Here is a 22,852-nt window from a genome sequence, read left to right on the forward strand (position 1 = left end):
TAATTCTTAGGCAACCCTTTATTATTTTTATCGTTTTAAAATCGTAAACCAACAAGTGGAAAATCAGCAAGAGCTACAAAATATCATTACAGGTTGTATTAAAGGTAAAAGAAAATACCAAAAGCAACTCTTTGAAAAATACTACGGTAAGATGATGGGGGTTTGTATGCGATATGCTAGGGACCAAGATGAAGCACAGGATATGGTTCAGAATGGATTTATAAAGGTATTTGAAAAATTAACCGTTTATAATTTTACAGGTTCATTTGAAGGTTGGGTACGCAGAATCATGGTCAACACAGCGATTGACTTGATTCGAAAAAATAAAAAGAACACATATGCTATCGAAAATGAAGCGGATATTGCTTCAGAAGAAGAAAATGGCATAATTATAGAGGAGGATTTAAATGCGTTAAACTTTAAAGCGAGTAAAGCAATAGAAGCCATCAGTAATTTATCTGCTGGATATAAAATGGTTTTTAACTTGTATGTGATGGAAGGATATACCCATAAAGAAATTGCCGAGTATTTAGGCATTTCCGAAGGCACTTCTAAATCAAACTTAGCAAAAGCAAAACAAAAATTAAGAGCGTCATTAAGCGCAGAAAAGGTGGAGTATCATGGATAAATTTGAAAAAACAATTAAAAATGCTGTTGAGCACTATGAAGTGCCATATACAGAAGCTGCATGGGATTCTTTTTCAAAGAAACTCGGTCCAGAAAAAGGATTTATTTCAAAATGGGTGATTGGTATTTCTGCAGTTGCAGTAATAGCAAGTGCTGGTGTCTGGTATTTATCTACCACGCCTACCCCAGTAAATATAACTCAAGAGGTAAGCGCAAACCAAACAGAAAAAGACTTACTATATTCAGAAACAACGACAGAAATAAAAGAAAATAGCAATCAAGAAAAAAATATTCAAACTAAAAACCCCGTTGCTCAACCAAAAGTAAATGCGCAAAACTCACCAAATACGGGATTAGTTGAAGGGCAATCAAAAAATAAAAAAGAAGAAACAAAAGCCATTCAACCAACAAAATTAATTCACTTAAACAACTTTGAAAAAGTGATTACACCTGCGCAAAACACACTACCTGTTTTAAAGCCTTTGGAGGAGAAAAATGAACTTGCATTAGCTGCGGAAACAAAAACAATTGACTATTCAAGCTTTAACTTACAAGTTGTTTCTAATCGCACAAGTATTTGTTTAGGTGAAGCTGTTATTTTAACGCCTTCTATTCCTAAAATAAAAGCAAAATATCAATGGGATATGGGAGATGGTACGCTACTCAGTACAAATCTGGTAGAATACACATACAAAAATCCTGGTACTTATCGTGTCACTATTAATTTGTTGGATGAAAAAACTGAAGAGCTACTGTATAAAAGCGAAGTGAAATTTATAGAGATATTAGCATTACCAGAAAACGCCATCCAAATAGAAATTGAAGAAGACTTAATTCCGACTGCTTATATTTCTTTAAGAGAAGATCAAATGAACAACCAAGTAGACTGGGAATTAACTAACCTTTATAAGTCCAGTCAAAGTAGTTTCCAATATAGCTTTAAAGAAAAAGGAGATTACCGCTTAAATTGCACGATTACGGGAAGCAATGGCTGTCAAAATACAATGACGCGTCATATTGAAATAGCAAATGATTATAATTTATTGGCGCCGAATGCATTTTCACCAAACGGTGATTTACTCAACGATTATTTTATTCCAAAAGCATTATTAATAGACAATAAGCCTTTCACCATGTCCATTTATAACAAGGCTGGATCCTTATTGTACCAAACAAACGAAGCTACGCGTCCATGGGACGGTCTATACACGAAAGACAGAACACAGGCGCCTAGCGGGATTTATATTTGGGTGGTAGAACAAACTAACGAATTCGGTGAGGAAGAAATTTACCGTGGACATGTTACCATAACTAGATAAATCATTTGTATTTTTTGAAGGCCGAATTGAGTAAATCAATTCGGCCTTTTTATTTTCACATTATCTTTAGTAGCGCTATACTTACTACTCCTTTTCTCTAGTTTAAAATTCAAAGAATGATCTATCCATGGCTACCTTAAATAGTTTATTAAAAACTAACAGGAATACAATTCAAAAGGAGATAATGGCATTGATTTAAAAGGCTGAAAATTGGGTGAAGCACCTTAACCAGAAGGAAAATAAAGCTAAAGGTAAATGAGGTCTAAAAAGAAACCGAATCACCCCTTGAAACAATGGTTGTAATTAACACCTATTCAACAGGTAATCATTAAATATATCTCACTATTATTTATGGGGACTTATTGCGTAAGGAACTGCGCACAGGTCAAATACAAAGTCTTATTCTTTAAAGAGAACATTAACGGTACCTGTATTTTCAAATAACTTATCGGCTTTATCTTTAAAAGTAATTAAATACACATAAACTCCCTCATACACAAAGTTATTATCAGGAAAACGACCATTCCAACCAACCTCTATGTCATCTGATTCAAAAATTGTTTTCCCCCAACGGTCGAATATTTTCAAGGTATAGCTATTAAATACATAGAGACTAATAACAGGGTTAAATATTCGGTTTTCTGAAATTTGACTATTTGGTATAATCGTATTAGGCACCCAAATTACCGGATCAAAAGTCATGCATTCTTCATCAGAATATGCTGTTTTTATAAAGCCATATTGATTCAACTCTTCTACAGCGGCAATACGGTAACAAAATCCACCTTCAGACTGATCAAACTGTGTCTCTAATTCGTCCACAAAGGAGCGAATCCCTGGATTTGTAGTTCCTATGGGTACTGGATTATACACCCCATCCATTCCTCTATAAATATCATATTGTTTTACGCCGCCATCAAACTGCAAGTATGGTGTCCAGGATAAGGTATTCACTAATTTAGCTTCATCTGATTGAATGGTCAAGTCAATAGCGCTAACCATATTGGTAGTTGCACCTAAATTTCCACAAGAATCTACTAAAGATACTTGGTATTGGTAAACGCCATCTGTTTGAATTTCAAAATCGTATATTTCATTGAAATCACTCCCGTTAGGCAACTCAGTTGTTAAGTATGTAAAGCCAAAGTCATTCGGTCCCTTTTTATAAATTTCAAAAGATTTAACCGAAGACAAAGATTCGGTGTACCATTCCACATGCATGCTGCCATTTAACTGATGAGAAACATTGGACAAATAGTGAAAATTAGGATTTGCTGCTGGTAAGATAGTTTTACAAAGTTCATTTGAATAAGTTATTTTCCCCGATTGAGAAACCCCTCTGATGAAAAAGCAATAAGTATTATTATAATCAATGTAATCATAATTAAAGCGAGCAATGTCTGGAGTTACCGTTTTGATCACCTGTGCTGGTGCATGATTTATGCTAAGTAAAATTTGGTATTCTACAAGAGGATCGTCTGCCGTCCAGCCATTATAAGAAGTCCAATTTACAGCCATTTTTAAATTACATAAATCAACAGTCGCACTAGTATAAATGGTTGCATGTGATTCACTGGCAGCTGAAGTTTGATAATTTGGTGGAATATTATTTATTAAGCAAGAATCAAATGCAGCCACGGCATAAGTTTCGGACTGTAAGTTGTGTTTTGCATTTAAGTCGACATACGAAGTAATGTAACGCCCATAAATAGTATCTAAATTTTCCCAAAAACCATTTATGATTTTTAATATTATATAGCCATAAGTATCTGAAGACTGGTTAACATTCCAAAAAACATTAGTTACATCATTCAATGTGTCTACCGTAACCGAAGAAACTACAGGAATGTAAGGGTTCATGATATCGATAAAAAAATCTCCTTCTACATTAGAAGTCGAACTACAACCGCTGGTATGATTAACCCTGACTTGATAATTCACAAATGCACTACAAATATCTATGGTATCACGATATTCAAAGGTGCCATAATTAATATTTTTATGCGGGCTCCAAACGCCTGCTGGGTATTCTTTAAAAATGGTATAGTTAATATTCTCTCCAGCTAACTGAGGGGTATGGGTAGGGTTCCATTCAACCAATACCCTCCCATCACCTAAATCATTTATTTCTAAAAAAATGGAAGAAATGGTATCTGAATAGGTAATTTCAATATTTCCATTGTCATTGGACTTGGTTGCAAGCACGTAATTTTTTATGCCTAAATTCCCGTTAGCACCAACATGGGTATAAGTCGCAGTATTGATGTTGGTAATGGTAGCAATGGGCGTTGGGCCAGACTCTAGACAATACACTTCATATTCGAGAAAAGTACCCGTTCCAACCACAGAAGGTAACCAATCAATAGTTACGTCTCCATTTGCTAACACATTGACACAAGTCATGTCCACTGGCGGAACAATTACCCCCTGCAATCTATCGGGCATAGAAACAGTGGACATAGGCATAGCCCATGCACAAAAATTGTACAACATCAAAAAAGTGAATATGCTTATGAATTTCAACTGTTTCATTGCGTTATAACGGCTGTAAAATTACTTTATTATAAATTAAGAGACCTAGCTTTAGGGCACTTATTTAGAATACGAAAAATAATAGAGATAGTTGTTTAAAAGACAGGTTAAATAGGAATATAAAACTTGTTTTTCTTAGCTTTCACTATTATCTAATAAAAACTCATCCAGCCCAAGTGATTGTATTGGTTGCACAGCTGCACCAGCAATTCCTTCAATTGAGCCATACATATTTGTAGTATTGAGCATCACCTTTTCGATTTGTTTTTCTCTTTTCTTCCAAATATTCATCATGGCTTTTTTTTCTTTATCCAAGTCTTGTTTTAACATTTCGAACCCTTCTACAATAGCCTGTACTTGACTTCTGAATTCGTTACCAGTTAAAAAGCTGTACAACATTTGCATTTTATCGCCTTTATTTTCATTTGAATCACTTACTTGTTGTACTTTAATTAGACCTTCTCGTATGGCCATTGCCAAACTTTTAAATTCGGCAAAAGAACAGACCCAGACGCCACTTACCATTTCAAAACTTTGCTGGTTTTTAGGTAAGGTTTCGGTTATTAACACAGGCACATCAGCACCAGCCAATCGCATATCATCTTTTAGTTTTTCAATCCATTCATTAGAAAAATTCTTAGTTCTTTTCGATTCGTAAATTATTTTACCACAAGCAACGCCACCTCTATTTCTAACTGTTTGTATACAATCGGCTCCTCTTACCCCTTTTGAAACTTCCTCAATAATATCAAATGGAAATTGCACTTTTAAATCATCTTCAATGGCCAATTCCTGTACTTCTCCTTGCATCTGCATAGAACCTTGCTCAGCTTTTCTTTTCATTTCATCAATCAACTTTTGCTGATCATCCATTTTCTTTTGAAATTCACGCTTTTGCATTTCAAACTTTTCCCCTTCTGCTTTCTTCACCTTCTCTTCTACCAATCTTTCCGTCTCCAATCTTTCTTTTTGGATTTTCAATTCCAGTTGCTCTTGCCTTTCTTTGAGTTCGTTCTCTTTTCTCATAAAAACAAGCTCTTTTTCTTGTAAAGCACGAATTTCTGCCTTCTTTTTAAGCGCTTCCTCTTCTAATTGCTTAAATTTTAATTCATTTTTTTCGGAGGCTTCCTTTTCTGCACTTTCGGTTAATTCTTTTCTAATTTGAGCACGGTCTGCTTCAATTTTTAATTTATACTCCTCTTGTGCTTGCCTTCTTTTTATTTCAAATTCCGCTTCTTTTTTTAATTGTAGCGCTTGTTTTTCTTCAAATACTCTTTGTTGTTTTTCCCGCTCTATTGTAATCTCCTGTTGTTTTTTTTGAAGTTCTTTTTTCAGTCTATCTTCAATATTTTTTGTAATAGTATCTTCCACACTAAAAACGTGTGCACAATTCGGACATTCTATTTTACTATTGTTCATGTTGGCTAAAATTTGGTATTCCTCAGTAAGGAAAACAAAATTAAGTAATATGGACGTAAATTATTTACGTTATTTAAATAGATATGCTTTTTTTTTGAACTGTTTTTATAAATCCAGTTTTTTCCAGATATAATTTGCTGTTTTTTCAGGCATTAAAATTAGCAATAACCAACAAATTCCGACGACTACAATCAACAGCTCTATTATTCCGCTATTGGGCAGTAATAAAAAAGCAGTAAAGGAAAATAGATTAAACAATACCGACTGTGTCAACTTACTGTTCATAATTTTGAACCTCATTCTTGTCACAAAACCGTTTAACAACAGCAAGGAAATTCCTGCGATAAAAAATAAAGCAATTAAAATTGAACCTGTAAATAATGAAGCCTTATCCTTATTAATCAAAACACTCAATAAATATAATATTGCAGCTACAGTCATGGCTATTGCCATTATTTTTACAATAAAACTATTTTCTTCTCGAATTCTTTTCATTTAATAAATCACAATATCAACAGCAATATTCTCTTCCCTCGCTGTTGGTCTTTGTTTGTTATTAGACATGATGGCGACCTGCTTATTGACATAAGTCCTGATTTCAGAAATCTGAATCAAGCCGTCTCCATTTGCATCTGCTTTGCGCTCTTTAAATCCTCTTATAAAGTTATAAGTAAATAAGCCATTTTTCCATTCATCACTTTCCATGGCATACTCAGCCCCACCAGCACTTGAAATTACCGTTGCTCCAGTTCCTTTTCGGGTATCAGAAAATAAATCGGCTGATAATTTATTCATGTTTTGCGCGCCAAAAGCATTTTTAACCGCAATAGCGCTTCCTACAGCACGGAATTGTATACCGCCTGACTCCACTTCCACCGCTGATGATTCTTCCACTTCTTCTTTATCTAGTTCACCAGAATGGCATGTATCCATTATCAGTAATTTTTGGTAAGCTTTAATACTGTTCAGTAACTTGGTAATTTCATCATAAGGTAATCCATTATTCGAAGGTTTATCAAAGTCAATATTATAGGTTCCAAAATAGTAATCAAAATTTTCATCCAGCAAACCATGTCCTGCAATAAAAACAGCTGCTACATCTCCAGCCTTACAGGACTGAAAAAATTGCGTCAATGCCCTGATGTTAGCTACCGTTACTTGTTCGTCTAGCAAATACTTAACATGTACCGTTTCGTATTGCTTATTATCCTCTTGCAATGCCTCTGCAATTTCAGTTGCATCCTTTGTTGGGTAGGTCAAATTATAGCGGGCATCTTTATATTTAGAAACGCCAATTGCAGCAATGTAAAAATCTTTTCCCGTCGGTTTTCCTGACTTTAAAATTTCTTTTGTGGCGTACAAGGATTCCGTGCCATTTGCATTGATACAAGAAATGTCAATTTTATTCAACCCCTCCAATAAAGTAACATTGGCCACGTAACGAAATGACAAAGGGTCAGTTCCTGGAGCTGGACGCAGCCCTTCCTCACCGTAAACAGGCGAATTATTGACGTAAACATTGATTTGTTTTATTGGATACTTTTCGTCCCAGGCCTTAATTGAAAATTCAATATTAGACTGGTCGGTCGTTAACGGAACCGTGTTTTCAATTTGCGTAAAAGGCAAGTTAAAGTCCATTATTAGACTACCCGCATCTATATTGTATTTTCTCAATCGTTTTCTATACAAATACTGATAAGCATCAATCAAATTCTGTGGTGTTTTCCCAATTGTTTTCGCGATAATATCCGGTCTGTTTAAATTGATATCATACTGTTCAAAAGGAACTAATTTCCCTCCAACCCTAAATGCAATGGAAGACAAGGCTGTTTTGGCGGCCATATAATAATTATCGGGCGTATAAATTATAAATTCTTTGTCATCTGTTGAAATCAAGGTTGCCAACACCTTCTTTTCTTTATAGGAATTAATCATGATTGAGCCATCATCAGACCCTGTAAAAACATAGTCAGCTTTATAATCAAAAAAGGCTTTATTGATACCTGACTTATGCGCATCTATTTTTGCCATCTGCTCCCCATTCAATTTCCAGAAGATTATGGAATTATCCGAACTAAAAACACTTTGATTCGTCGCATAAGTCATTAACACATCCCCTTTTTCATTAAAGTCTAAACCATTAATATCTCCTGTATGACCTGACCATTCTTTTTTTAATGCAAAAGTATTTGCATCATACACTTTTATTTTTCTATCCCAAGAAACTGTTCCAAAATGTGCGCCATTATTACTAAACTTAACCCCTCCAAAAATACTTGGCGAGGCAGATAAAGAAAGTTTTTCAATTCCTGTTTTAAAATCAATCACTTTACAATTCCCAATCAAGTCGGCATAAGCAAATTGGCTTTTTGTAGGGTGAAAATCGAAAGCCCTAAGCCCGACAGTATGCTTTACGGTATAAGCCGCTGTTTTAGTTTCGGTATCATATATAATGGTATTTGGCATATAACCACCCACGGCAATATATTTACCATCATTTGAATAACTTAGCATACTATTTACCTTATTATTGGTTTTATATGTCCCGGTAATCTTCCATGTTTTAGTATCGTACTCCACCATGTTTAAAGCATAGTTCATCACCACCAATTTTCTACCGTCGGCACTAAAGACACAAGGAAACATACCATTAATTTCTTTTGCTACTTTATTTTGACTCAGGTCCCAAATTTCCACTGTTCCTTTGGCCCTTGCAATCGCTAAATACTTGTCATTTTGATCGTAAGTCATATCAAGAATTGCTTTGGCTCTCGGTTCAAAAGATTTAAATATTTTCTTGTTTTTTAGGTTAAACAATTGAATAAGATTGAAACTTGAGGTCATCAGCACATCATTTTCAGGATAAGTTGCAATGCAATTAAAATCAAAATTCAAATCTGGGTCATCTTTTGAAAGTTCAGTTACAATTTTATTACTTTGATAATCATACACAATAATTCCGTTTCCGCTAACGCCAATATAGGCGTATGTTTTTTTGTTGTCTACCACTAAGGAATGTAAATGCTTACCAAATAAATCTTTCTCCATCAATACGGTTCCTTTTTGCAAGTCGACCACCCTAATGGCATTATTGACCAATACTTGAATTAAAAATCGATTATCGACTGACAACTGGGTTGGAATAGAAACATTCACATGTGCATTTGATGTTGAAATTCTTTCAATTTCTTCCAAGGTATTTAAATCCAAAATAATGATTTCATTCAAGTGACTGATCAATACAATCCTTTCATTTTTCAAGTCTAAATTTAAACTCAAGCAATAAAGCGATTCCTTTAAAATTACCTTTTGTTTCAAATTGGCATTAAAGCGACTTAGTTTGGAGTTTTCATCAATGTATATTATATCCTTTGAATTTGGTAAAAAGAAAGCCGACACTTCCATAGCCCCTTGTGCTGCTGTTTCGAATAATTTCTCACCCGAAATCACATTCCACCCGATCATTTCATTTTCCGAAGAAATGCCAATCAAAGTTTCATTATCCTCATGAAAAGTCAAAAAAACGATTCGGCCATCACTTCCCGTTATGGTCCGAAATTCTTTTCCTGAAGCAATGTCCCAAATTTTTATCAACTTGTTATTACCTGCACTGGCTAAAAACTGAGTATTTTCTGACACCACCATGGCGTTAATTTGCGTATTGTGTCCGGTGGTAAAAACGACCTCAGGTTGGGTATTCGACCAAGCAGAAAAGTTGCTTGTCATGCAGTATATGCACAAGATAAAAATGAATTTCATGGTTGGGTTATTTTGTTTAAAATTACAAAATTATTTTAAGACCCTTAAAAGTTACGTAAATACTGTAGAATTTTAAAAAGAAGCATGGTGAATTGGGTTCGATATTTTTTCAACACCAATTGTTGTTTCTTCCCCATGTCCAGTATAAACCACAGTATCGTCTGGCAATTTAAACATGGTATTTAAAATGGAATTTTTCAAAGTTTCAAAATCTCCACCAGGTAAATCAATTCTACCAAAACTACCTTTAAACAAAACATCTCCATTAATTACAAATCCTTGACCTGTATGGTGAAACACCAAATGATCGGGTGCATGTCCGGGACAAAAGTAAACATCTAAAGCACTGTTCCCGAACTTTAACACATCCCCTTCTTTTAATAAGGTTACAGGGTCTGGAGAAGGTTGGTAAGCATTAAAACCATACATACTGCTATAGGTTGGCACAGCAGCCAATTGCTGTTTTAAATTCTCATGCCCCACCACATCAATCCCATACGTTTTATGTACAAAGTAATTGCCCAAAACATGGTCGATATGCCCATGGGTATTTACTATTTTTACTGGTTTCAAATCATTTTTCGCAATAAAATCAACCAATTTATTTTGTTCATTTTTTTCATAACAACCCGGATCAATAATGATGCATTCTTTAGTTTCGTCATACAAAACATAAGTGTTTTCCTGAAAAGGATTAAAGGTCATTTTTTCTATTTGAATCATTGTTGTTATTTTATGTTACAAATTTAATGATATCCACTTATTAACCGTTCCTTTTTTTTATCTTTACCTCTTTAATTATGGTTTTAGATAAAATTTTCCGTTTTATTGTATTTGCAACAATATGCCTACTACCAAGCTTGGTATACGGTCAATTCTATCAAGGTTCTAATCAAGAATATGGTAAAAACCGTGTGCAATACAGTAGTTTCGGTTGGAAATCACACAATTACAAACGTTTTAGAATATATTACAGCAGTGCTGACACTAAGCTAGCCTATTATTCGGCCAAGGCATTTGATTATTATTTAAGGGAAGCGGAACAAAAATTAGAATTTAAATTTCCCGAAAAAATGGAAGTGATTGTATTTGAAAATCACGCAAAGTTTAAGCAAAGTAACATTGGATTATTACAAGATGAGCAGACCCAAATAGCAGGTACATCCAGAATATTTGGGTCAAAGATTTTTGTTTACTATGAAGCCAATCATCAAAACTTTAATAAAAGTGTAAAGTTTGCGGTTTACGAGGCCTTAATTAAAAACATGTTATTGGGTAATGACTGGAAAAATGTTTTAAAATCGAGTGTACAGTCGGGCGTACCCGATTGGATGGAGCAAGGATTAATCCGATACCTTACTGTGGGTTGGGACAGTGAAATTGAAAGTAGAACAAAAGACTTAGTGTTGACGAATAAACTATCTAAGTTTAACAATTTAAGTACCGAAGATAAGATTTATGCTGGCCACGCCATGTGGAATTACATTGGAGAATCCTATGGTAAAAGTAGTATTCCGGCTATTATTAATTTAACAAGATATACCCAAAGTATCGAGCGATCGCTTTACACTACCCTTTCCCTAGATTTTCAAAAACTAAACACCAACTATATTGCTTTTTACAAAGGAAGATATGTACGAGATTACAAAGTACAGAAAGAGCCAACAGGAGAAGAGATTAGCTTTAAAAAAAAGAAAGATGGTGTTTATTATAGTTTTAAATTATCTTCAGATGGAAAACACGTCGCTTATGTTGAAAATAGATTGGGACAATATCGTGTAAAATTGCTTGATTTAGCGACAAAAAAACGCAAAACCATTTATAAAGCAGGAACAAAACTAGAAAGGATTCAAGACTATAGTTTTCCGGTACTTGAATGGCATCCTAAGGTGAATGCATTTAGTTTTTATACCATAAAAAAAGACAAACTCTACTATTGTATTTACATTTTAGAAGAAGCAGGTAAAAACAAAGCATCATTAACTATTAAACCCGTTACTGAGCTAGATAAAGTCATTGCCTTTGATTATAGTTCAGATGGTAAAACACTCATATTATCGGGCGTTAAAAATGGTCAAACTGACCTTTATACTTATTCTGTATTTGGCGGACAATTAACGCAAATAACAAATGATTTATATGATGAATTAGAACCAAAATTCACCAACGACAATCAAAGTATTGCCTTTGTATCTAATAGAGAAAGTGATACTATTTTTAAGGATATTGACATGCAATTCTTGCCAAACACTACCGACATTTTCACCATGGATGTTTCGCAATTTAAGCGGACATTTAAAAAATTAAAAAGAATTACGAATACTCCGAAAATCAACGAACACAGTCCGCTACCGCTTAAGGGTGGCAGCATCACTTACTTATCAGAGCAAAATGGCATAGACAACCGTTTTATAGCCAAAGTCAATCGCGTAATTGACTATATAGATACCAGTATTCATTACCGAGATGAAATCAGTTTGCTCCCCCAAACCAATTATGTAACTGAAATTAGGGAACAAGCAATGAATTCGGACCAAGATTTAATATATTTAGTCTACCAAAACAACAACTATAAATTGTATAGGCAAACCTATGACACTACCAGCTTAGTTAAATTTTATAATGCAGGATATTTACAAAAGGCAAACGCAGTAAAAATTTCAAACCTAAAATTACAAGGAGCTAGTAATAAAGACACCGTTTACATCAACAATGTTTACTATCAGAAAATATTCGTGGAAATTGGTAAAGAAACAAGCATTAAGTTAGCAAGTGATTCCACAAAAGAAAAAACTAAACAACTCATTCCTAAATACCAATTCCCAAAGTACACGATTTACAATATTAACTTCACAAAGGATTTTCTGGTCACTAATTTCGATAATACTTTTTTATTTCCAAACTATCAAATATACCAAGGACCAGGTTCGGTATACATCAACCCTGGTCTTAATTCACTGACCAAAATTGGAGCGAGTGACTTATTTGATGATTATAAATTAGTAGGCGGTATTAGAATTCCACTTTCCTTGAATTCAGGCAGTGAAACCCTACTGTCTTTTGAAAACTTAAGAAATAGATTAGACCACCGTTTACTTTATTACCGACAAAAGGCAGTTTCAGAAACAGAGCTATCTAAAAGTATTACCCACGATATTCGTTACCGAATGAGTTATCCTATATCGGAAACTTTTAGTTTAAGATTAACCACTAATTTAAGACAAGATAAAACACAATACCCACCTGGAGCAGAATTTTCGGAAGACGTTATACAATATAATTCTGGTTTAAATTTTGAAATGGTTTTTGATAATTCCATTCCAATGGAACTAAACATAAGAAGAGGTTTAAGATTAAAAGTATTTGCGGAATATTTACAAGACTACACCTCTAATTATTATGCTACTTTTAATTTAGGAATTGACTTACGTTCCTATACTAGAATTACTAGAAATTTCATTTGGGTAAATAGAATTGCGGGGGCAACTTCTTTAGGAAGTAAAAGGCTATTATATTATATGGGGGCAGTAAACAATTGGGTATTGCGACCGACGGATAATTTCAATTTTGACTTAGATGTAGATCCTAGCCAAAACTATGGTTATCAAACGATAGCTACTCCATTAAGGGGATTTATTCAAAATACAAGAAATGGTAATAGTTTTGCATTACTAAGTACCGAACTAAGATTACCTATATTTTCATTTCTATCTCCCTTCCCTATCAACAGTGAATTTTTTAGACATTTCCAAATTGTTGCCTTTGGAGATGTGGGTTCAGCATGGACTGGTCCACACCCACTTTCCCCTGAGAATTACTTCAACAACCATAAAATAGACAATTATCCAATTCAGATCAATATTCAAAATTTAATTGAACCAATCGTTGGAGATGTAGGTTTTGGATTTCGTTCTAAATTAATGGGTTATTTTATCAAACTAGATATTGCTTGGGGTATTGAAGATTTACGCTTTTTAAAACCTGTTACACAAATCTCCTTAAATTTAGACATATGACAGCACAAACAATCATCTCGCTCATACTCATTGGTGTTTTTGCAGGTATTATGAGTGGATTTGTTGGTATTGGCGGCGGTGTAGTCATGGTGCCTGCATTAGTTTACATTATGGGGCTATCGCAACACACTGCACAAGGAACGAGTTTAATTTTGATGTTACCACCAATTGGAATATTAGCTGTCATGAATTACTACAAGGCCGGATCTGTTAACATTCCATACGGCATTATAATCGCCATAGCATTTGTAATTGGTGGATATTTTGGATCTAAACTAGCATTAAAATTACCGGCATCCACAGTCAAATTAGTTTTTGGTGTCTTAATGCTTTATTTGGCTGTAAAAATGATTTATTCAGGATTAAAAAAAACAACACCGGATGAAAAAGGAAATCATACAGAAGCAATTGAATGACCTCCATCAAGAGGTAATTACAATAAGGGAACACATACATAAAAACCCTGAATTATCATTCGAAGAATATGAAACATCCAAATTTATCCAGTCGAAACTAGCTGAATTTGGCATCCATTTTCAAGTGATTGGGAAAACTGGCATCACAGGAACCATACAACCTAAAGGAGCCGTAAAAAAATGGATTGCTTTAAGAGCTGACATAGATGCCCTTCCCATATTAGAGGAGACCAATGCGCCTTATCAGTCTACGAAAAAAGGAGTTATGCATGCCTGTGGGCATGATGTGCATACGGCAATGCTACTCGGTACTTTAAAATTCATTCAACAAAATATAGACAGCCTAGAGGTTGGCGTAAAATTTATTTTTCAACCAGGAGAAGAAAAACTACCTGGGGGTGCCAGCATGTTAATTGCTGAAGGTGTACTAGAAAACCCAAAGGTAGACGAGATATATGCACTACACGTCTTTCCAGAACTAGAAGCAGGCGCTGTAGGCTTAAAAGGAGGAATGTATATGGCTTCCTGTGATGAAATTTATATGACTATTCACGGAAAAGGAGGCCATGGTGCCATGCCCCATCAAAATATCGATCCTATTTTAATTACCGCCCATATCATAACCGGACTGCAACAAGTGATTAGTAGAAATTGTAATCCTGCCATTCCGGCTGTATTATCCTTTGGTAAAATAGAAGGATTAGGCGCTACTAATATCATTCCAAACAAAGTAGAATTAGCAGGTACTTTTAGAACCATGAATGAGGAATGGAGAGCGGAAGCACATCATTTGATAAAAAAACAAGCCACCTTTATAGCAAATGGCATGGGAGCAAAAATTGATGTAAACATTGTAAAAGGATATCCATTCTTAAAAAATGACGAAGCATTAACGGAATTAACAAAGCAAAAGTTAGTAAAATATTTTGGAGAAAATGCCGTTATTGATTTACCAATTCGAATGACAGGAGAAGATTTTGCGTTTTATGGGCAGCAAATTCCAAGTACATTTATAAGAATTGGTACGAAAAATGAAAAAAAAGGTATTGTTTACCCCGTTCACCACTCAAAATTTGACATTGATTCCAATGCTTTGGTTGTAGGTATGGAAACTTTTATTAATATTGTATTTCAAAAGATTTAAACATGAGAGTATTTAAAATCGTATTTACTTTGGTTACTATTTTATTGGCAACGCAAAGTTGTGAAAAAAACCACATTTGTGAATGTATTACATTTATTAATGAAGAAGAACAACCACCTATTGATAATACCTATCCAATATCGGATACGGATAAAAGGGCGGCTATTGAAGAATGTAACCAATCGGATACTACAGTAGTTACTTTAGATTTTGATAAATACGTTACTAATTGCGAATTACAATAAAATTATATATGAAAAATTTTGCCCTTATTTTATTATGTGCCACTATGGTCTCTTTTGTGTCCTGTAGAAAAAACAGAACTTGTAATTGTATCCATGCAAACACAGGTGTAATTCAATCCAGTACAAATACGACTGAGAATGTTCTAGATGTAACCAAAAAAGAAGGTGTTGAAGCTTGTGATTTAAAAGATACTACCTTTTCTTATGAAGGAATTACCACAAACATTGATTGTAGTTTAGTTTACTAAAAACACCTCCTTACGACTGTGAATACACAAAAATCCCTAGGCATAATTACGGGACTGATATTTATTGGAATTTCCATTTATCTGTCTTTCGAATTTATTGAAATAAATAAGAATTTTGTAGGAAGATTTGGAGTAGGTTGGGTTTTCTCAACTATTCTTCTTCGTTTACTGGTCTGTTTTTCCTTTGGACGTGGATTACAGTTAATCTTAAAAGCACTACTCCCTAAGTTAAAAGGAGCATTTTCATTTATAATTGGCTTTATAATTGGATTTGGTGTATCTTTTATTTCTCCCATTTACGCCGTTGATTATGGGGATTATTCAGACAATGAGATTAGCTTAAACACCAGTGATTTTAATGAAATTACACAAAACCAATATAGCAGTGAGACCGCTCCTTATTTGGTATGCTTTTTCACCACTACTTGTCCACATTGCAAAGCAGCTTGCCAATTACTAGGCTTTATGCATGCAGCAGGTAGAATGACGAAAGTGGTATTAATATTCCCTGGAGAAGTTGCCAATAGAGAAAAATTTGTCGCTGAAAATGACGGACTCGCATTTGACGCCTATTCTGTCTCAGATAAATTCTTTATTGAAAATTCAGGAGGTGTATTTCCTTCCATATTTTTAGTAAACCCAGATGGAAGCATGAATAAACACTGGTATGGTGGCGGCCTTAATTACACAGCCTTAGACTACCTTGCAACTTTCAAATAAACCATTTTTCCATATCAATAAAGGCATACTATTAATGCTTTTATCTTCCATGTGCTTTGCAATCGTCAACTTATTTGTAAAGTTGTTGACCAATGCCAACGGTCTTTTTGAAAATTTTCAGAAATTTCCTCCCTACGAGATAGTACTCTTTCGTTCCATTATATCCTTGAGTATTTGTATCTATATCATTCGACGCAAAAACATACCATTTTTCGGCAACAATAAAAAATGGTTAATCATTCGTGGTATTTTTGGTGCAACTGCTTTAACCATGTTTTTTTACACCTTACAAAACTTACCGATTGCAATTGCAACCACGGTTCAATACCTTTCACCTCTTTTTACCATTTTATTTGCCATTCCTTTACAGGGCGAAAAAGTGAAACCCATTCAATGGCTATTTTTTCTCCTTTCATTGTCGGGAGTATTTATCATTGGACTCACCAAAAGTACGGGCAGCATAGCATTTAACCCCTTATGGTTACTGCTTGGCTTAATATCCGCTGTATTCTCGGGTGTAGCTTACAATGCAATCATGAAATGTAAAACAACAGATGCCCCCATCACCGTAGTCATGTATTTCCCATTAATTGCCACTCCCGTAATGCTAGTTTTATGCATCTTCAACGGTTTTACCATGCCAAGAGGAATAGAATGGTTGGTAATTTTAATCATTGGTATATTTACACAATTTGCACAAGTGTTGATGACGAAAGCTTTTCATCATGAAAAAGCAGCAAAAGTAACACCCATTAAATACATTGGTGCCATTTATGCCATTGGGATAGGATTTTTCGTCTTTAACGAAACCCTTAGTTTAGCAGTATTCCTTGGAATTGCCTTTATTCTAATTGGTGTATTACTCAATAGTTTTTTAAAATTCAAATGGAGTGAAATTAGACAAAATTGAGATCGTATAATTTTTTGTATTGCCCATTCATCTGAATCAGTTCATTGTGGTTTCCTTTTTCAATCACTGTACCTTTACTAATCACTAAAATCTGACTAGAGTTTACAATGGTCGATAAACGGTGAGCGATAACAATAGACGTTCTTCCTTTTTGTAATTCAGCGGTAGCTTTTTGAATCATAGCTTCCGACTCAGAATCTAAACTTGCTGTAGCTTCGTCTAAGATAAGTATTTTTGGATTGTATACATATGCTCGTATAAATGAAACCAATTGCTTTTGACCTACCGAAAGTAGCCCTCCCCTCTCTTTTACATCATAATCATAATTTCCAGGAAGTTTCATGATAAACTCATGCGCGCCCACTTTTTTAGAAGCTTCTATTACCATTTCTCTGGTAATGGAAGTATCGCCCATTGTGATATTATTGTACAGCGTATCGGAAAACAAAAATACATCTTGCAACACTATGGCTATGTTTCGTCTTAAGGAATTCAGTGAAATATCTTTTATAGAGGTCCCTCCAATGGTAATTTCACCTTTTTGAAAATCGTAAAATCTTGTCAATAAATTGATAATTGTTGATTTTCCAGCACCCGTCGTTCCCACCAATGCTATCGATTGCTGTTTTGGCGCATATATGTCCACACCTTTTAACACCCAATCTTCCTCGTTATAGGCAAACCAAACGTTTTTAAATTCCACGTCGGCATTAAAATCTACATATGTTCTCTCCCCTTGATTATCAACCACTTCTTCGCTATCCAAAATGGCAAAAACCCGATCAGCTCTTACCACACCTCTTTGTAAAATATTGAATCGATCTGCCATTTGACGAATTGGTCGGTACAGCATGTTCACCCATAAAATATAGCCAAAGATAATCCCAGACAAATTGTTCACCAATTCAGGACTATAGTTCAACTGTAACATAGACCATAATATTAAAACGGCTATGGACAAAGAACTTAATATTTCGACCACTGGGAAAAATAAAGAAGTAGCCCATACTGCTTGCAATAGTGCATTTCGGTGCCCCTTATTCAATTCATCAAATTTTTCTGCTTCAATCTTTTCCTTATTAAAAAGTTGGACAATACTCATACCTGATATATGTTCTTGAACAAAAGTATTCAGTTTATTCACTTGGGTTCTTTCTTTTTCAAAGGCAGCTTTCATTGCTTTTGCGAAAATTCGAGTTGCAATAATTAGCAAAGGAATTGGAATAAGAATCAACAAAGTAACTTGCCAGTTGACATAAAACATCCAACAAAAGATGGCTACTAATTTCAGTAAATCTCCTAAAATAGATATTAGTCCTGTGGTAAAAATATCGGAAATTGCTTCAATATCGGAAATCAATCTGGTTACTACGGTGCCATTAGGGGTTTTATCAAAATATTTTAATCTAAAGGATTGAATGTGTTTGAATAATTTTTCACGGACATCTAAAATCACAGATTGTCCCAATACCGCTCCCAAATAGGCGACAATAAATTGAAATAGTGCTTCAAATAATAGTAAGATAAAAATAAGCAATACCCATATCATTAATTGACTTTCGGGGTCCGTACTAAACTGACCTACAAATGATTTTAACCAAAGCCCAATACCTCCGGTGGAACCATCTGTGGATTCAATAAATATATTAACCATTTCAACAATTAGTAATGGTCGGGTTGACTCAATAATAGCCAGTAAAACAGTCAGGAATAACCCGGTATAAAAAATCCCTTTGTACGGTTTTAAATAGGCCAATAACCTGCGGAACAATAAAAGGTCTTTTTTATATTTTTTAAACATTATTGCAAAGGTATAAATAGTTTTCTTGAAATTTATCTTGAATAAATAATAAGTTTTTTATAATTATATTATTCCTTATTCATTAACTTTGCCGATTCTAAAATTAAGGATATGCCGATTATTTCGATCAAGGGGATCAACATGCCAGAATCTCCAATCAGAAAATTAGTACCATTTGCAGAAACTGCAAAAAAAGCAGGAAAACATGTATTTCATTTAAATATAGGTCAGCCAGATATAGACTCTCCTAAAGTTGCTATTGACGCGCTGAAAGACATTGGTAGGACCGTCATAGAATATTCCCATTCTGCAGGTTTTGAATCGTACAGAGAAGGTTTATCGAAGTACTACAAAAAGAATGGAATGGATGTAAACGCCGAAGAAATCATTATCACTACTGGTGGTTCTGAGGCTTTGGTATTTGGATTTATGACCTGTTTTAATCCTGGGGACGAAGTAATTATTCCGGAACCTTTTTATGCTAACTACAATGGTTTTGCGCAAATGGCAGGGATTAATATCGTACCCGTAACAGCATCCATTGAAGATGGCTTTGCCTTACCTCCTATTGAAGAGTTTGAAAAAAAAATTACGCCAAAAACAAAAGGGATCGTAATTTGTAACCCTGGAAATCCAACCGGTTATTTATACGCACAAGACGAGTTAAAAAAACTAGCTGAAATAGTAAAAAAGAAAGACCTTTTCTTGTTTGCTGATGAAGTTTATCGTGAATTTTGTTACGATAATAATAGTCCTTTTTCTGTCCTAAATTTAGAAGGTATTGAAGAAAATGTAATCTTAATTGATTCTGTTTCTAAAAGATACTCTATGTGTGGTGCAAGAATTGGTGCTTTAATCACTAGAAATAAAGAAGTACTTAAAACGGTCTTAAAATTTGCCCAAGCGAGACTTTCACCTCCAACTTTAGCACAAATTGCAAGTGAAGCGGCATTAAATACACCTGATTCTTATTTTACTGACGTGGTAAACGAATATGTAGAAAGAAGAAATATTTTAGTAGATGGACTTAATAAAATACCTGGTGTAATCTGTCCAAAGCCTAAAGGCGCTTTTTATTGTATTGCGCAATTACCAATAGATGATGCAGATTTATTTTGTAAATGGTTACTAGAAGACTTTGAATACAATGGAGATACTATTATGATGGCTCCTGCTTCTGGTTTTTATGCCACTAAAGGATTAGGAAAAACACAAGTAAGGTTGGCTTACGTATTGGAGAAGGATGCATTAAAAAAGTCGGTAAAATGTTTAGAGGAGGCTTTGAAAATATATCCTGGGAGAAAGTAATAATGACCTATGTCAGCTATTATTTTTTTTAGACTAAGTAATTTTATATTAAGATGAAGCAAAAAGAAGATTTTTTAAATCAGCTACAATTTAAAATTGGAGATAGGTGGGAAAATTTAAAACCTGAAACAATAAATAACGTTCAGGACTTAAAAACATATATCATAGATAGGAATGCTAGAGCTTCATGGCCATTTCTTCATTTTTTACCTTTCTACTTTGCACTTAGAAAGCAAGTTTCAAAAATGATCAATCAACCGGTTTCTGGTAATTATAACCTGAATCAATTGAGTAAGTCGCAAAGACAAGCGCTAAACAATTTTATTTCTGAGGAGTATGCAAAACCTTTAACCATGTCAAGACCAAAGACTTTGCACCAAATTGTCTTTTTATTTCCTTTAGTGACCGTTTTGGGTAGTTTATTAATCAGTACCTATCTTATTACTGGTTTAGACTATTCTGGTTTATGGTATTTTTCTGCTTTAATTGGCTTAATACTCAGCTTATTGTTATTTGAAAAATCAAAAAAATTTAAAAATCAATTTAAACCTGCTCGTATTTTAGATTATGCTAAATCCTTTTTAGTAGTCAATCACCAACAATATCCAACTGGCTATGAGGAAAGTCAACTAGAAACTTTTCTCCTAGAAGAATTGACTGAATTTTATCAAAAAGAATTTACGCCAACAGCGACAATCGGTTAAAAAAAAGGTATTTTCACTTTTTAATTGCATTTAAAATTTTAACCAAATAAATGCGTTAATCGATTAATGAAAAAATTGTTTTTTATATTCATACTACTTTGTTTAGGTATTAGACTCGCTGCACAGTCGAATAAATACCTGTACTTACATGTTGAAAAATACAGTGAAAAACAGTTGCTTGACTCCAATAACAGCAATATTTCTATACACATTAAAGCATTTAAAAAAAGAAGTTTAGCCCTTGGCTATGTCGGATTAACCTTAAAAGACTCTGTTTTAAAAAAACAAAATTGGCATTATACCTTTGTAGCAGAAAAGTACTTTAAAAAAGTAATATTACTGTCTACACAAATGAGTATAGAAGTGCCTCTTAAAAATACTTATCAAAAAATAAACGCCCAATTAGTTGCATTGGAGAATACTGGTTTTCCATTTGCGCAAATAAACATTACCCAACAAGAAGAATTAGGAGAACAACTTACGCTACACTATGAAATTGATAGCGGAAAGCTTTTTACTATCCATAAAATACATATAAAAAGTCCGGATGAATTTCATGAAAAAACCATTTACAATATGGTGGGATTAAAAGTGGGAGACCTTTATAATGAAAAACAGATAAAAAACATCCCCAATGTATTTTCCAACACCAATTTGTATGAATTAATGCGACCTCCAGAAGTGTTATTTAGACCTGAATCAGTAGAATTATTTTTGGTCATCAAAAAAAGAAGGGCAAGTAATGCAGATGGGTATATTGGCTTTCAACAAGACCCAGAAAATAAATCGATTGTTTTGAACGGTAATGTCAACCTGACCTTAAAAAATGCATTAAACCGAGGGGAAATGATTGATTTTAATTGGCAAAGCAGTCCCGATAAAAGTCAAAATTTTATTGCCAAAATTGAATATCCTTACTTATTGGGATTACCGATTAGTATTGGTGGTAATTTTAACCTACAAAAACAAGACACTTCCTTTGTACGAAATTCTTTTTATGGCAGCATTAAGTATCTCCAAACGTTTTATAACATTGGTTTATTTGCACAATTGGATCAATCTTTTTTATTACGCAACGACAACCCATTAGGCTTAAGCGAATTCAACAGAACAGTATACGGCTTAGAAGCGACAGTAAATTTTCTCAATGCCAGCAAATACAAATCCACTTTTTATGGTAAAATAGGAACATTTAACTATGAATCAGATAGTTTTAAAACGGCATCCTCTACTCAAAATATACTTTACACCATAAAGTATCAGCAAAAAATAAATTTAATAAAATATTTTTATTTGAAAAACAATTTCGAATTCCAAAATATTCATGCCAATTATGCCTTGTCTAAAAATGAACAATACTATTTCGGGGGACTAAATTCTGTGCGTGGTTTTTATGAATTAGAACTAAATGGAAATACGGTTTTCTCCGCTTTAAACGCCTTGGTATTTAAACCTGTTGAATTGTTATCTTTTGAGTTGGTCTATGATTATTCCCAATTTCACAACGACGGTTTTTTCCAGACCAACAGTGTTGGTTTTGGGTTCAACTTAGAAAACGCTTCTTCTACTTTAAGTATTGTAATTGCGAACGGAACATTTGTTGGCAGTCCTTTTAATTTCCAGAATACGAAACTCCATTTAGGCTTCGTTTCCAACTTTTAATCATTAATTTATACGTTTAAAA

Annotated in this window: 18 protein-coding genes; 12 read left to right on the forward strand and 6 right to left on the reverse strand. The window is 34.1% G+C overall.

Annotated elements, in window-relative coordinates; translation table 11 throughout:
- The first annotated feature begins 55 nt into the window (after positions 1-55).
- Together DNU06_RS08665 and DNU06_RS08670 are read left to right on the forward strand one after the other, a co-directional pair.
- Positions 56-628 carry an RNA polymerase sigma factor gene (locus DNU06_RS08665; protein ID WP_158526856.1) on the forward strand — a complete coding sequence of 191 codons (573 nt, stop codon included), beginning with the start codon at positions 56-58 and terminating at the stop codon, positions 626-628.
- Positions 621-1,946 carry a T9SS type B sorting domain-containing protein gene (locus tag DNU06_RS08670; RefSeq protein WP_111062858.1) on the forward strand — a complete coding sequence of 442 codons (1,326 nt, stop codon included), beginning with the start codon at positions 621-623 and terminating at the stop codon, positions 1,944-1,946. The genes DNU06_RS08665 and DNU06_RS08670 overlap by 8 nt, the downstream gene beginning before the upstream one ends.
- 399 nt (positions 1,947-2,345) lie before the next feature.
- On the opposite strand, the gene DNU06_RS08675 is transcribed toward DNU06_RS08670, so the two are convergent.
- The 5 genes from DNU06_RS08675 to DNU06_RS08695 all read right to left on the reverse strand — a co-directional run bounded on the left by DNU06_RS08675 (position 2,346) and on the right by DNU06_RS08695 (position 10,379).
- Entirely contained in the window at positions 2,346-4,478 is a 2,133-nt protein-coding gene (locus DNU06_RS08675) for a T9SS type B sorting domain-containing protein (RefSeq protein ID WP_111062859.1), read from the reverse strand.
- Positions 4,479-4,613: 135 nt separating this feature from the next.
- Complete coding sequence (locus DNU06_RS08680) at positions 4,614-5,897, reverse strand: DUF2130 domain-containing protein (RefSeq protein ID WP_111062860.1); 1,284 nt, start codon at positions 5,895-5,897, stop codon at positions 4,614-4,616.
- 105 nt (positions 5,898-6,002) lie between these two features.
- Positions 6,003-6,392, reverse strand: a complete 390-nt coding sequence (locus DNU06_RS08685; RefSeq protein WP_111062861.1) for a hypothetical protein — start codon at positions 6,390-6,392, stop codon at positions 6,003-6,005.
- Positions 6,393-9,656, reverse strand: a complete 3,264-nt coding sequence (locus DNU06_RS08690) for a caspase family protein (protein ID WP_111062862.1) — start codon at positions 9,654-9,656, stop codon at positions 6,393-6,395.
- A gap of 72 nt (positions 9,657-9,728) precedes the next feature.
- The gene (locus DNU06_RS08695; RefSeq protein ID WP_111062863.1) at positions 9,729-10,379 is read right to left on the reverse strand and encodes an MBL fold metallo-hydrolase; all 651 of its coding nucleotides are present in this window, start codon (positions 10,377-10,379) and stop codon (positions 9,729-9,731) included.
- 77 nt (positions 10,380-10,456) lie between these two features.
- Between DNU06_RS08695 and DNU06_RS08700 the strand changes: the two genes are divergently transcribed.
- From DNU06_RS08700 to DNU06_RS08730, 7 genes are read left to right on the forward strand one after another with little or no spacing between them, the layout of a single operon-like run.
- A complete protein-coding gene (locus DNU06_RS08700) occupies positions 10,457-13,672 on the forward strand; it encodes a BamA/TamA family outer membrane protein (RefSeq protein ID WP_111062864.1) in 3,216 nt (1,071 codons plus the stop codon).
- Complete coding sequence (locus tag DNU06_RS08705; RefSeq protein WP_111062865.1) at positions 13,669-14,088, forward strand: sulfite exporter TauE/SafE family protein; 420 nt, start codon at positions 13,669-13,671, stop codon at positions 14,086-14,088. Before DNU06_RS08700 ends, DNU06_RS08705 begins: the two co-directional genes overlap by 4 nt.
- Positions 14,054-15,232, forward strand: a complete 1,179-nt coding sequence (locus tag DNU06_RS08710; RefSeq protein ID WP_111062866.1) for a M20 metallopeptidase family protein — start codon at positions 14,054-14,056, stop codon at positions 15,230-15,232. Before DNU06_RS08705 ends, DNU06_RS08710 begins: the two co-directional genes overlap by 35 nt.
- A gap of 2 nt (positions 15,233-15,234) precedes the next feature.
- Positions 15,235-15,477, forward strand: a complete 243-nt coding sequence (locus DNU06_RS08715) for a hypothetical protein (protein WP_111062867.1) — start codon at positions 15,235-15,237, stop codon at positions 15,475-15,477.
- A gap of 8 nt (positions 15,478-15,485) precedes the next feature.
- Positions 15,486-15,725 (forward strand): hypothetical protein, encoded by a 240-nt coding sequence (locus tag DNU06_RS08720; RefSeq protein WP_111062868.1) that lies wholly within the window; start codon positions 15,486-15,488, stop codon positions 15,723-15,725.
- An 18-nt stretch (positions 15,726-15,743) separates the two neighbouring features.
- The gene (locus DNU06_RS08725; protein WP_111062869.1) at positions 15,744-16,445 is read left to right on the forward strand and encodes a hypothetical protein; all 702 of its coding nucleotides are present in this window, start codon (positions 15,744-15,746) and stop codon (positions 16,443-16,445) included.
- Positions 16,429-17,355, forward strand: a complete 927-nt coding sequence (locus DNU06_RS08730; RefSeq protein ID WP_262510047.1) for a DMT family transporter — start codon at positions 16,429-16,431, stop codon at positions 17,353-17,355. The genes DNU06_RS08725 and DNU06_RS08730 overlap by 17 nt, the downstream gene beginning before the upstream one ends.
- Here the strand turns inward: DNU06_RS08730 and DNU06_RS08735 are convergent.
- Positions 17,342-19,156: an ABC transporter ATP-binding protein gene (locus DNU06_RS08735; RefSeq protein ID WP_111062871.1), complete on the reverse strand. Its 1,815-nt coding sequence runs from the start codon at positions 19,154-19,156 to the stop codon at positions 17,342-17,344. The two genes, DNU06_RS08730 and DNU06_RS08735, sit on opposite strands and share 14 nt — an antisense overlap.
- Before the next feature lie 111 nt (positions 19,157-19,267).
- Here DNU06_RS08735 and DNU06_RS08740 point away from each other — a divergent pair, with 111 nt between their 5' ends.
- The 3 genes from DNU06_RS08740 (at position 19,268) to DNU06_RS08750 (ending at position 22,830) form a co-directional block, all read left to right on the forward strand.
- Positions 19,268-20,464, forward strand: a complete 1,197-nt coding sequence (locus DNU06_RS08740; protein ID WP_111062872.1) for a pyridoxal phosphate-dependent aminotransferase — start codon at positions 19,268-19,270, stop codon at positions 20,462-20,464.
- A gap of 53 nt (positions 20,465-20,517) precedes the next feature.
- Complete coding sequence (locus DNU06_RS08745) at positions 20,518-21,168, forward strand: hypothetical protein (protein WP_111062873.1); 651 nt, start codon at positions 20,518-20,520, stop codon at positions 21,166-21,168.
- A 66-nt stretch (positions 21,169-21,234) separates the two neighbouring features.
- Complete coding sequence (locus DNU06_RS08750; protein WP_111062874.1) at positions 21,235-22,830, forward strand: BamA/TamA family outer membrane protein; 1,596 nt, start codon at positions 21,235-21,237, stop codon at positions 22,828-22,830.
- Positions 22,831-22,852: the final 22 nt, after the last annotated feature.

Source organism: Putridiphycobacter roseus (assembly GCF_003234935.1).
GTDB lineage: Bacteria > Bacteroidota > Bacteroidia > Flavobacteriales_D > Crocinitomicaceae > Putridiphycobacter > Putridiphycobacter roseus.

Bases quoted from the DNA above. Each gene is read 5' to 3' on its own strand.
- DNU06_RS08740 (WP_111062872.1), top strand. From the start codon at position 19,268: ATGCCGATTATTTCGATCAAGGGGATCAACATGCCAGAATCTCCAATC.
- DNU06_RS08700 (WP_111062864.1), top strand. From the start codon at position 10,457: ATGGTTTTAGATAAAATTTTCCGTTTTATTGTATTTGCAACAATATGC.
- DNU06_RS08670 (WP_111062858.1), top strand. From the start codon at position 621: ATGGATAAATTTGAAAAAACAATTAAAAATGCTGTTGAGCACTATGAA.
- DNU06_RS08705 (WP_111062865.1), top strand. From the start codon at position 13,669: ATGACAGCACAAACAATCATCTCGCTCATACTCATTGGTGTTTTTGCA.
- DNU06_RS08720 (WP_111062868.1), top strand. From the start codon at position 15,486: ATGAAAAATTTTGCCCTTATTTTATTATGTGCCACTATGGTCTCTTTT.
- DNU06_RS08685 (WP_111062861.1), bottom strand. From the start codon at position 6,392: ATGAAAAGAATTCGAGAAGAAAATAGTTTTATTGTAAAAATAATGGCA.
- DNU06_RS08750 (WP_111062874.1), top strand. From the start codon at position 21,235: ATGAAAAAATTGTTTTTTATATTCATACTACTTTGTTTAGGTATTAGA.
- DNU06_RS08690 (WP_111062862.1), bottom strand. From the start codon at position 9,656: ATGAAATTCATTTTTATCTTGTGCATATACTGCATGACAAGCAACTTT.
- DNU06_RS08735 (WP_111062871.1), bottom strand. From the start codon at position 19,156: ATGTTTAAAAAATATAAAAAAGACCTTTTATTGTTCCGCAGGTTATTG.
- DNU06_RS08745 (WP_111062873.1), top strand. From the start codon at position 20,518: ATGAAGCAAAAAGAAGATTTTTTAAATCAGCTACAATTTAAAATTGGA.
- DNU06_RS08675 (WP_111062859.1), bottom strand. From the start codon at position 4,478: ATGAAACAGTTGAAATTCATAAGCATATTCACTTTTTTGATGTTGTAC.
- DNU06_RS08715 (WP_111062867.1), top strand. From the start codon at position 15,235: ATGAGAGTATTTAAAATCGTATTTACTTTGGTTACTATTTTATTGGCA.
- DNU06_RS08710 (WP_111062866.1), top strand. From the start codon at position 14,054: ATGAAAAAGGAAATCATACAGAAGCAATTGAATGACCTCCATCAAGAG.
- DNU06_RS08680 (WP_111062860.1), bottom strand. From the start codon at position 5,897: ATGAACAATAGTAAAATAGAATGTCCGAATTGTGCACACGTTTTTAGT.
- DNU06_RS08695 (WP_111062863.1), bottom strand. From the start codon at position 10,379: ATGATTCAAATAGAAAAAATGACCTTTAATCCTTTTCAGGAAAACACT.